8 protein-coding genes, 1 rRNA gene and 1 pseudogene are annotated in these 11,124 nt (G+C 44.4%); 5 read left to right on the forward strand and 5 right to left on the reverse strand.

Translation table 11 applies throughout. The features are described from left to right. The first annotated feature begins 306 nt into the window (after positions 1-306). Genes frdA through frdD form a run of 4 tightly spaced genes read left to right on the forward strand, consistent with a single transcriptional unit; the run spans position 307 to position 3,610 of the window. The gene (frdA, locus tag Xedl_RS16230) at positions 307-2,103 is read left to right on the forward strand and encodes a fumarate reductase (quinol) flavoprotein subunit (RefSeq protein WP_074024824.1); all 1,797 of its coding nucleotides are present in this window, start codon (positions 307-309) and stop codon (positions 2,101-2,103) included. Continuing rightward, the gene (locus tag Xedl_RS16235) at positions 2,096-2,830 is read left to right on the forward strand and encodes a succinate dehydrogenase/fumarate reductase iron-sulfur subunit (RefSeq protein WP_074024825.1); all 735 of its coding nucleotides are present in this window, start codon (positions 2,096-2,098) and stop codon (positions 2,828-2,830) included. The genes frdA and Xedl_RS16235 overlap by 8 nt, the downstream gene beginning before the upstream one ends. 14 nt (positions 2,831-2,844) lie before the next feature. Next, on the forward strand, positions 2,845-3,240 hold the full coding sequence (gene frdC, locus Xedl_RS16240) for a fumarate reductase subunit FrdC (protein ID WP_074024826.1): 396 nt from the start codon (positions 2,845-2,847) through the stop codon (positions 3,238-3,240). 16 nt (positions 3,241-3,256) lie between these two features. Next, positions 3,257-3,610, forward strand: a complete 354-nt coding sequence (gene frdD / locus Xedl_RS16245; RefSeq protein WP_074024827.1) for a fumarate reductase subunit FrdD — start codon at positions 3,257-3,259, stop codon at positions 3,608-3,610. Positions 3,611-3,689: 79 nt separating this feature from the next. Here the strand turns inward: frdD and Xedl_RS16250 are convergent, their stop codons facing one another. The 4 genes from Xedl_RS16250 to Xedl_RS16265 form a co-directional block, all read right to left on the reverse strand. Further along, complete coding sequence (locus Xedl_RS16250; RefSeq protein WP_074024828.1) at positions 3,690-5,780, reverse strand: TonB-dependent receptor domain-containing protein; 2,091 nt, start codon at positions 5,778-5,780, stop codon at positions 3,690-3,692. A 96-nt stretch (positions 5,781-5,876) separates the two neighbouring features. Beyond that, the gene (locus tag Xedl_RS16255) at positions 5,877-7,655 is read right to left on the reverse strand and encodes an ATP-binding protein (RefSeq protein ID WP_074024829.1); all 1,779 of its coding nucleotides are present in this window, start codon (positions 7,653-7,655) and stop codon (positions 5,877-5,879) included. Continuing rightward, positions 7,652-9,280, reverse strand: coding sequence for a 5-oxoprolinase subunit B/C family protein (locus tag Xedl_RS16260; protein WP_074024830.1), 1,629 nt, complete (start codon positions 9,278-9,280; stop codon positions 7,652-7,654). The genes Xedl_RS16255 and Xedl_RS16260 overlap by 4 nt, the downstream gene beginning before the upstream one ends. A 27-nt stretch (positions 9,281-9,307) precedes the next feature. Next, positions 9,308-10,087 carry a LamB/YcsF family protein gene (locus Xedl_RS16265; RefSeq protein WP_074024831.1) on the reverse strand — a complete coding sequence of 260 codons (780 nt, stop codon included), beginning with the start codon at positions 10,085-10,087 and terminating at the stop codon, positions 9,308-9,310. A gap of 511 nt (positions 10,088-10,598) precedes the next feature. On the opposite strand from Xedl_RS16265, the pseudogene Xedl_RS16270 reads away from it, so the two are divergent. Next, positions 10,599-10,901: pseudogene (locus Xedl_RS16270) on the forward strand (FCD domain-containing protein); the annotation flags it as partial. Between the two features lie 57 nt (positions 10,902-10,958). Here Xedl_RS16270 and rrf read toward each other — a convergent pair. Next, positions 10,959-11,074: ribosomal RNA gene (rrf, locus tag Xedl_RS16275) — 5S ribosomal RNA — on the reverse strand. Between the last annotated feature and the right edge of the window lie 50 nt (positions 11,075-11,124).

Below are 11,124 nucleotides of genomic sequence, written 5' to 3' on the forward strand. Positions count from 1 at the left end.
CAGTCCATTTTGGGATTTTTTTTGATTTGGCGATTAATCAGATCGCAAAAATTGGACTGAGTTCCCTCCAAGTGATCTACTATTTTGAAAGCTTATTTATAAACAACATGCATGAATTTATGACCTATATTAACAGGCTTTAACATGCAACATTAAAATAAGCAAAAACATGCGTTAGATCACGTTTTACAGGCAAAATCCGACGAAACCCGTATCCATATCAAATTTGCCTCCTGCGCTCTTCGCTATAATTAAACCATATAAAGAATAGTAGATTGACTCCCACTCAAACAATGGAGAAGAGCAGTGCAAACCTTCAATGTTGACCTCGCGATTATCGGAGCCGGTGGTGCAGGGCTACGAGCTGCCATCGCTGCTGCTGAAGCTAATCCTCAGCTCAAAATCGCCTTACTCTCAAAAGTTTACCCTATGCGTAGCCATACGGTGGCCGCAGAAGGCGGATCGGCCGCAGTCACTCAATCACACGATTCCTATGATTTTCACTTCAATGACACTGTATCCGGTGGTGACTGGCTGTGTGAGCAAGATGTGGTTGAGTATTTTGTCAAGCATTGTCCAACAGAAATGATCCAACTGGAACAGTGGGGCTGCCCGTGGAGCCGCAAGGATGACGGTTCCGTGAACGTCCGTCGTTTCGGGGGCATGAAAATTGAGCGCACATGGTTTGCCGCCGATAAGACCGGTTTCCATATGCTCCATACACTGTTCCAGACTTCACTCAAGTATCCACAAATCCAGCGCTTTGATGAGCATTTTGTCCTCGATATTTTAGTGGATGAAGGACAAGCACGCGGATTAGTTGCACTAAATATGATGGAAGGAACGAAAGTGCAAATCCGCGCCAATGCGGTCATTATGGCGACTGGCGGTGCCGGACGTGTATACCGTTACAATACCAATGGCGGCATTGTCACAGGGGATGGCATGGGTATTGCGTTCCGTCACGGCATACCATTACGCGATATGGAATTTGTGCAATATCACCCCACCGGCCTGCCGGGTTCCGGTATTTTGATGACCGAAGGCTGTCGTGGGGAAGGCGGGATTCTGGTGAACAAAGATGGCTATCGTTATCTACAGGATTATGGCTTAGGGCCAGAAACGCCACTTGGACACCCTGAAAACAAATATATGGAATTAGGCCCACGTGACAAAGTCTCCCAAGCGTTCTGGCACGAGTGGCGGGCAGGCCGCACCATCGCCACTTCACGTGGTGATGTCGTGCATCTGGATTTGCGTCATTTGGGCGAGAAAAAACTGCTCGAACGTCTGCCATTTATCTGTGAGCTGGCAAAAGCGTATGTCGGTGTTGATCCGGTCAAAGAACCCATCCCTGTTCGTCCAACTGCACATTACACTATGGGCGGAATCGAAACGAATCAACAGTGTGAAACGCGCATCAAGGGATTGTTCGCCATCGGTGAATGCGCTTCCGTTGGCCTGCATGGCGCAAACCGCCTCGGCTCTAACTCGCTGGCTGAATTAGTTGTCTTTGGCCGCCTGGCGGGCGAAGAAGCAGTCAAACATATCCAGCAAGTGAAACCCGTCAATAATAGCGCATTGGACGCCCAATCTCGTGATGTGGAAGATAAACTCAATAAGTTGCTGAATCAGAAAGGCGGCGAAAACTGGGCGAAAATCCGCGATGAACTGGGCACGTCAATGGAAGAAGGCTGCGGAATTTATCGTACACCAGCGCTGATGCAGAAAACTATCGATAAAATTGCTGAACTGAAAGAACGCTTCAAACATATCGAAATTAGCGACCGTTCCAGTGTATTCAATACCGATCTGCTCTACACCATTGAATTAGGATTTGGTTTAGATGTTGCTGAATGTATGGCGCATTCCGCCATACATCGCAAAGAATCCCGTGGCGCCCACCAGCGCCTTGATGAAGGCTGTACCGAACGTGATGATGAGAATTTCCTGAAACATACACTGGCATTCTATAACCCAGAAGGTGCCCCGCGTCTGGAATACAGTGAAGTGAAGATCACTAAATCTCAACCAGCGAAACGGGTCTATGGGGGGGAAGCGGCTGCACAAGAGCAGAAACAGAAGGAGCAAGCGAATGGCTGAGATGAACAATCTGAAAATGGAAGTCATGCGCTATAACCCGGAAATTGACAGTGAACCCCATTTCGTCACTTATGAAGTGCCTTACGATGAGCAAACTTCACTGCTGGATGCATTGGGTTACATCAAGGACAATCTGGCGCCTGATCTCTCTTACCGCTGGTCTTGCCGCATGGCAATCTGTGGTTCCTGCGGCATGATGGTAAACCGTGTACCGAAACTGGCCTGTAAAACGTTCCTGCGCGATTATGCTCAAGGAATGAAAGTCGAAGCACTCGGTAATTTCCCCATTGAGCGGGATTTAGTTGTGGATATGACTCACTTTATTGAGAGCCTGGAAGCTATCAAGCCTTATATTATTGGCAATGATCGTAAACCCGCCGATGGCCCGAATGTGCAGACACCTGCCCAGATGGCAAAATATCATCAGTTTTCCGGTTGTATCAACTGTGGCCTGTGCTATGCCGCCTGCCCCCAATTTGGCCTGAATCCTGAGTTCATTGGGCCTGCCGCGGTCACACTGGCACATCGCTATAACCTTGATAACCGCGACCACGGCAAGAAAGAACGCATGCCACAAATCAACAGCGATAATGGCGTCTGGTCTTGTACTTTTGTCGGTTACTGCTCCGAAGTGTGCCCGAAACATGTTGATCCTGCCGGTGCAATTCAGCAGAGCAAGGCAGAAAGCACCAAGGATTTCCTTATCTCCATGCTGAAACCACAATAAGGGAGGAGAGAGTAATGACGACAAAACGTAAGCCTTATGTGCGCGGTATGGAATCTCATTGGTGGCGTAAACTGGGTTTTTATCGCTTCTATATGTTGCGTGAAGGAACCGCTATTCCCACCATTTGGTTCAGTATTTTGATACTTTACGGTCTGTTTGCCCTGAAAAGTGACCCTGAAAGCTGGGCGGGATTTGTCTCTTTTCTGCAAAACCCGCTGGTGCTGCTGATTAATATCATCACTTTGCTGGCTACATTACTGCATACCAAAACCTGGTTTGAGCTGGCTCCCAAGGCACTGAATATCATCGTCAAGAATGAGAAAATGTCACCAGGGCCGATTATCAAGCTGCTATGGGCAATCACGATTATTGCCACCGCCGTCATTCTCGACATAGCACTGTTTTTCTAACCCGAAGGAGGATCTGATGAATCAAGTCCCTAAACGTTCCGATGAACCGATTTTCTGGGGTCTGTTTGGTGCCGGTGGTATGTGGAGCGCGATTGTTGGGCCAGCAATTATTCTGCTATTGGGGATCTTACTGCCACTAGGGTTAGCCCCAGAAGCACTTTCTTATGAACGTATCCTGACATTTTGCCAGAGTTTTATTGGCCGCATCTTTTTACTGCTGATGATTAGCCTGCCTTTATGGTGTGGTTTACATCGCCTGCATCATGGTATGCACGATCTGCAAGTCCATATTCCCGCCAGTAAATGGGTATTTTATGGGGCAGCCGCGATTTTAACTGTTATTGCTCTGATTGGGGTTTTTACCCTGTAATTACGCTATTCTGGAAAAAGTCTGCGGATAAACCGCAGACTTGTTACGAAAGGTATTTGAAACCTTTAAGATATGTTGATTAGAACTTATAAGAAATTGTCGCTTTATATGTGCGGCCTTTCTCTTCTTGTCCTTGGTAACTCTTCAAATAGTAAGAATGTTCGTTGTGACGTTTGTCGAAGACATTATCAATACCAAACTGGAGTTCGGTATTTTTGAATGCTCCGGTTTTTGGCGCCCAAGAGACATACATATTACTTACACCATATCCCTGTTTATGTATATCGACAATAATGGCTTCTTTCTTATCATTTGTGTCTTTACCCTTTGAGTTCTTTGACAGAACAAAGCGGGTATTCCAGCCGAGTTCAATATCTGTTTTATCAAACAGATAACTACCACCTACAGTGATAGAATCACCCACTGACGGTTCAAACTCTAACCCTCTGGTAAAGGATTTATCAAGCAACTCATTACCTTCAATAATCTTGTTATTGACTTTGGCATAAGTGGCTTTTAAAGATAAATTATCCAATTTATAGCCAGTCGCTAATTCAAACCCTTGCAGTCTGGCTTTCGGGATATTATGTAATTCATTTTTGGCTAAAGTTGTAGACAGGTTTTTAAAGTTTGTTTGGAATACTTTACCTGATACAACCAGCGAGTCATTGTCAGCAAAGACACTAGGATAAGTACCTGCTAATCCTGTTTCCAGGTTGTAACCGGTTGTGGCTTTCAGGTTATTGCTATGATTAGATATCCCCATCAGCTCTTTGCCCAATGGACCTCTAAAGAGTTCGGTATAATTGGCAAATAATGTTGTGGATGCCCCAAGCTCGTATTTCAAACCGAGTGCTTTTGAGAAGCGAGCATAAGTTCTCTCAAACGATTCATTCTGTTTATTAATCGTATGATATTTATAGTGATCCCATCTGATACCCGGTATGACATGAAAATCAGCAAGCTGGATATCATCCTCTAAGTAAACGGATGATGAGTTTGCTTTTTCAATTTCTTTTTTATAAGCATTTTCATCGACATCTGTGTATCTCATTCTGGTATCAAAATATTCATATCCATAGGTTAAAGCGTGGGCTAACTTCTGGGTATCAAAACTAGAGGTATTACGAACCTTAATACCTTGGGTTTCAACAATACTATTGAATCCTTGACCTTTACCGTTTGCAGGCTTCATATGGGTAGAGGTTTGTTCAGTATGATAAGCGGATAATTTTAAATCAATAAAGTCATTATCGACTGGCGCATACCCATAAGTGATATTATGGGTATCGCGATCGATAGCATACTTCGCTTTCTTTCCTTTATTTACACCCTGACCAAAATTTAACCTAAAATTAGTTTCTGCATCATTTTTATAATGTTCTTTTGATACATTAATATACTGCTCATCTGTCAGATTAAATTTCGCTTTTAATAAGTAATTGAATAATCTTCCATCGGTCGGAATTGAGTCTCGACCACGATTATCTCTGCCAGATTCAGAATCATGCATATTGCGATGGGTAAAATAACCTAATAAATCAGCAGCACCCAATCGACCATAGGCCGCTAAGGATTGTTGGAATTCAGAACCATTGCTGGAGTAGTTTAATTTTCCTTTAGCGCCAAATAATTGGCCTGGTTCCAGCAAATCGCCTGCATCAACGGTCTCAAATTTTAATGCACCACCAATAGCACCAGTGTCGTAGGTAATACTGTTACTACCGACTTTGATATCAACTTGCTTTAGCATTTCAGGATCGATGCCGTAATTTCCTGAATGGTGGAAGTGATATCCTTCTTGCCTTGCGCCATCAATCGTCACGTTGATGAATTGATCATCCATGCCACGAATTTTGAAGCGTTGCCCTAAAGCGCTGGGGTGACCGGCTTGTACACCCGGTACATTTTTTAAAATCTCACCGACACTTTGTGCTTGTTTAACCCTGATTTCATTACGACTGACTTTTCTATCTTCTGGCGAAGATTGAGCATTATTATCCGCAATAACAACCAGTGTATCACCAGTGTTAGCCGATTTTTTAGTCGAGCTTTCAACATTTGCAAATGCGTTGGTAGAGATAGCGACTGTCAGCATAGATGCGGACATCAAAGGAACACACAGGCCACTTTTCGCCAGGCTAGCGTAAATTTTGGTAATTTTAGACATTTATTTTCAAGCAAAAATACTATTGAGAAGCATTATTATTTACATTTCCAAGAGAAATGTAAATAACTTTAAAGACGAGCATGAGGTAATTCATTACTATTCTATGTTAGCCAAGGCACTTTCTGCATCCTGATAATCCCCTGCATGGGCACAGAACGTGATTTTTCCTGAACGATGGGCATTGATGTGTACCTCCATTTTCATGGCTTCCATCACTGCAATCACATCACCTTCGCTGACTTGCTCACCTTCTTTAACCATCCAACAATGCAGGACACCGGAAATAGGGGCTTTTACCTGACGGGGATCTTCTGGCCGTTTTTCCTTTATGGCAGATGGTGAAGATTGCTGTTCACCCACAGGGGCTAAATGCGCCAATCCCGCCAATAAATCCGATGGCAATCCCAATTCATGCCTGCGGCCATCGATCTCAATAAACGTGCGAGTCATCTTGTTATCTTCAATAGGAAACTGGCGTAAAGAAACTTCTAGTTCATTCACAAAATCTGTTTCAATCCAGCGGGTATGGACATTAAATTTATCACCAGAAATAAAATCAGGATGATTCATTACCGCTTGATGGAAAGGCAAGACAGAGGATACGCCTCGGATCTTAAACTCTTTCAATGCCCGACGTGCCCGAACAATGGCCTGTTCTCTGGTCGCTCCGGTGACAATTAATTTTGCCATTAGTGAATCAAAGGCTGCCGGAATTGTGGAGCCATTAACCACACCGGAGTCCAAACGAATACCAGGACCAGCAGGTGCGATAAATTCGGTGATTGTGCCAGATGTTGGCAGGAAACCTTTAGCCGCATCTTCCGCATTAATACGAAATTCAAACGCATGCCCCCTTGGGATAGGTGTTTCCTGAATACTTAATGGATAACCCTCCGCTACCCGCAACTGTTCGATAACCAAATCAATGCCCGTCGTCTCTTCTGTCACAGGATGTTCCACTTGTAAGCGAGTATTTACTTCCAAGAAAGAGAGTGTGCCATCTGCACTCAGTAAAAACTCTACTGTGCCTGCTCCCACATAATTGGCTTCTGCACAAATGGCTTTTGCTGACTGATGAATACGTTCCCTTTGTTTCTGAGTTAAAAAGGGCGCAGGCGCTTCTTCTACCAATTTTTGGTTACGACGTTGCAAAGAGCAGTCACGGGTGCCAAGTACCACAACATTACCCTGTTTATCCGCAATCACTTGTGCCTCAATGTGACGCGGTTTATCCAAAAATTGCTCAATAAAACATTCGCCACGGCCAAATGCCGCTGTCGCCTCACGTACCGCTGAGTGATAAAGCTCCACAACTTCATCCATGCGCCAGGCCACTTTTAAGCCTCGGCCACCACCGCCAAAAGCCGCTTTGATGGCAATCGGCAAGCCATGCTGTTCCGCAAAAGCCACAACTTCCTGTGCGTTTCTGACGGGTTCGGATGTTCCAACAACCAACGGTGCTCCCACTTTCTGGGCTATTTTGCGCGCCTTAACCTTATCTCCCAGCTCATCAATAGTTTTAGGGTTAGGACCAATCCAAGTTAGGCCAGCATCAATCACGGCCTGAGCAAATTCCGCTCGCTCAGACAAAAAACCGTAACCTGGATGCACCATCGTCGCTCCAGATCGCTTTGCTACATCCAGCAAACGAGGGATATTGAGATAAGTTTCTGTAGGGCTATTACCTCCCAAAGCATAAGCCTCATCAGCCAATTGAACGTGTTGTGCGTTGATATCGACATCTGCATAAACGGCAACCGTCTGTACGCCATAATCGCGGCAAGCTCGAATGATCCGAACAGCAATCTCTCCACGGTTGGCAATCAGCACTTTCTTATTAATATTGTTATTTACATTGTGCACAGTGGTGTTCATGGCAAATCATTACTCCCTTGAATTTCATGGAATTGGCTGATGGGGTTGAACCGAATTTTGGCATTAATCGGGATCTGGCCAGCAAGATCGAGATGATAATCGGCGACTGAGGCGATAACCGGATACCCTCCGGTCAATGGATGGTCAGCTAAAAAGAGTACCGGCTGCCCACTAGCAGGAATTTGTATCGCGCCTGCACATGTTCCTTCGCTAGGTAGTTCTTGTAACTTAATGCGCGATAGTGAGCACTCACCATTTAGTCTCAAACCAATTCGATTGGATTGAGGTGTTACCTGCCAAATTTGTTTGCTCAATAAGTCGATGGATTCTTGCGTAAACCAATCTGTCCGAGGGCCAAATATGATATCCAATACCACAATTTCCTCTTTATTTGGCATGTCAAAAGCCGGAGTTTCGGAGACAGATAGCGCTGCGCAGTGAGAGGTTTTACCAACGGATAATTTATCGTTTATTTTTAACGGAGCAGGTCCAATATTAGACAGAGTGTCAAATGAATGGCTGGATAAGATGGCAGGGATAGTGAAACCTCCACGTGCCGATAAATAAGAACGCATACCCGCGACAGGAGTACCTAATGAAATTTCGTCACCATCATTGAGATCGATCGATTGGTAAGCATTCACATGGAATATTTCACCCGACGACGTTTTGATTTCTATTGGACATGGCGCTCCCGTCATTGCAATCAGCATCTGCCCATGCGCAATCGCCTTAAATCCGCCCTGCACGATTTCCAGACAAGCCCGATCAGAGGAATTACCAACAATGCGGTTTGCACTACGCAAGGCACTCTTATCCATTGCCCCAGATGCTGAAATCCCCCATGTTGCCTGACCAGTACGCCCCAAATCTTGAAATAAGGTTTGTAATCCCACGGACAAAATTTCCAGATGACAAGAAGCCGCTGAAGTAAGTGTCATGTTATTGTCTGACGTTTCAGGCAAGCTAATTTCAGGCGCATCAGTTTCAGGTAAGCTGATTGTAGCGGGGCTGTGCCCAGCATCTCGAAAGTTAACACGATAACCTGGTTGCAATAAGGCCGGTGATGGACGGGAGAGATCCCACATACGTTCAGTCGTAATACCGATAATCTGCCATCCTCCGGGACTCGCCTGCGGATAAATGCTGCTAAACTCCCCTGCTAAGGCAACGGCTCCCACCGGAATACGTGTTCTGGGGATTTTGCGACGAGGGATATTCCATTGCGAGGTATTCGATACCATATAGGCAAACCCAGGAGCAAATCCAGTGAAGGCCACGGTATATTCATTTTCGCTATGTTGCTGAATAACTTCCTGAACTGTACATCCCAATATTTCCGCAACCAGCGCAAGATCATCACCATTGTAATGCACAGGAATCTCTATTCTTTTTCCCCTTGCATGACCGCGTTCCTGCAAATCTCGACTACTGATCTCTGCCGCCAATTGTTGGCTTGAGATTTTTGTCGGCCGAAAACGAATCATCAGCGTTCTCGCCGCTGGAATAATTTCTTCAATCCCCAAAATAGGTGACATATTCAGTGAATCAAGCAGAGCCAATGTTTCTGCTAATCCACTCAATTCAACCATTATGGTATTGTTATTAACAGGTAAAAAACGCAAGGCTATCTCCCCAAATGACTAACCATATCAATGCGATCCATACTTATGAATAAATGGCCGAATGGTAATTCCCGCCTGCTGCAAAACTGTTTTTACCTGTTTTGCCATCTCTACCGCACCAGGAGTGTCACCATGCACACAAATTGAATCCGCCTGAATAGGGGTAAATTTGCCATCAATTGATTCAATGCCCCCTTCTGTCACCAATTGCAACATGCGTTGAGCAACGAGATCCGCATCATGCAACACAGAACCCGTTTCACGACGGGAAACTAATTCCCCTTGTGAGGTATAAGCACGATCAGCAAACGCTTCTGCTATGGTTCTCAATCCTCTTTCCTGAGCCAATTTGAGTATGTTTGATCCCGCCAAACCAACCAATGCAAGGTTGGGATCTATCGCCAGAATTCCTTCAATAACAGCAATTGCCTGATATTCGTTATTTACGATCGTGTTATAAAGTGCACCATGAGGTTTGACATAACTCACTTTGGTGCCCGCTGCCGCCGCTAATCCTTGTAAGGCTCCAATTTGGTAAATAACATCAGCGGTCAGTTCATGACTGGCTATATCCATGTTACGTCGCCCAAAGCCCGCTAAATCGGGATAAGAAACATGGGCACCTATCGCTACATCATTTTCCTGCGCAAATTTCAATGTTTGCAAAATTCCAACCGGATCACCCGCATGAAAACCACAAGCAACGTTAGCGCTACTAACGATCCCCAATATTTCTTCATCGTTTCCCATGCGCCATTGACCAAAACTTTCACCGAGATCACTATTTAAATCGATCGTTTTTATCATGATGATTTCCCTAAGCTGATGGCAAAACTCAAAGATTGAACCGATAGACATGTCAGCACACAGGCCACCGCACCAGACCACAATACCCAGCCATCAAAGCATTAAGTCCTAATCCTGCTCCCGCAATATTACCGACGTTGAATGCTAATCCTCCCCCAAAATCACTAACATAGCCAATAAATAACCACTTCCTGAAACCGCAGCAATCAAAGACGAACGCCGATTTAATACAAAATTTGCCGTGTCTTGTTAAAAAAATTGTTTAATTAATCCAAATTCATTGTTGAACAATAAATAAGATTTGATGAGTAAATAAGCAAACAAAATTGTATTATCGATTTTCAAAATCCAATAGGGATCACTTTATTAACATTTTTCATTGGGTTTATCGTCAAAATGCACAATTTAGATGCAATAAGCACAATAATATTTCCCTATTTTGGTTCAATAGTTGTAACTTGCTGGTTCTCAGGGAATATGTGAAGATTTGCTTTCGTATACGTTTTGAAGACAAGATTGGATTGGTGTAGGAACAGAAAATATGCACTTTCATGCCGCGATTGTAGAATTAACTGATAGTGATAGGTTGATCGCTTTCTATCACAATATCTCCGCAGAACTTCGTCTGGCTTTTGGTATCTTAAATGATCCTGAGCTTTTGTATGCACCTTATATTGATAAAAACGCGCATATTCTGGAACTACTCAACTCAGGGAAAAATGAACAAGCCGCTAAGACAATGAAAAATTATTTAGAATTATCAGAAAGGGCGATATTGGCTGCTTATATACGTAAAAAGAACCAAATATCCTAAAAAAATTAAACGCAAAAAAGCCATCCGGTAACGGATGGCTTCTCTGACTGATTGAATGTCTGGCAGTTCCCTACTCTCACATGGGGAGACCCCACACTACCATCGGCGCTACGGCGTTTCACTACTGAGTTCGGCATGGGGTCAGGTGGGACCACCGCGCTCTTGCCGCCAGACAAATCCTGTTTTCAATCCCGAACAAGCTGTTTTCTCTCTCTGAAACTTT

The organism is Xenorhabdus eapokensis (assembly GCF_001908105.1).

Excerpts from the sequence above, each read along its gene's own strand:
- frdC (WP_074024826.1), top strand. The coding sequence starts at position 2,845 with ATGACGACAAAACGTAAGCCTTATGTGCGCGGTATGGAATCTCATTGG.
- Xedl_RS16255 (WP_074024829.1), bottom strand. The coding sequence starts at position 7,655 with ATGAACACCACTGTGCACAATGTAAATAACAATATTAATAAGAAAGTG.
- Xedl_RS16235 (WP_074024825.1), top strand. The coding sequence starts at position 2,096 with ATGGCTGAGATGAACAATCTGAAAATGGAAGTCATGCGCTATAACCCG.
- Xedl_RS16250 (WP_074024828.1), bottom strand. The coding sequence starts at position 5,780 with ATGTCTAAAATTACCAAAATTTACGCTAGCCTGGCGAAAAGTGGCCTG.
- frdD (WP_074024827.1), top strand. The coding sequence starts at position 3,257 with ATGAATCAAGTCCCTAAACGTTCCGATGAACCGATTTTCTGGGGTCTG.
- Xedl_RS16265 (WP_074024831.1), bottom strand. The coding sequence starts at position 10,087 with ATGATAAAAACGATCGATTTAAATAGTGATCTCGGTGAAAGTTTTGGT.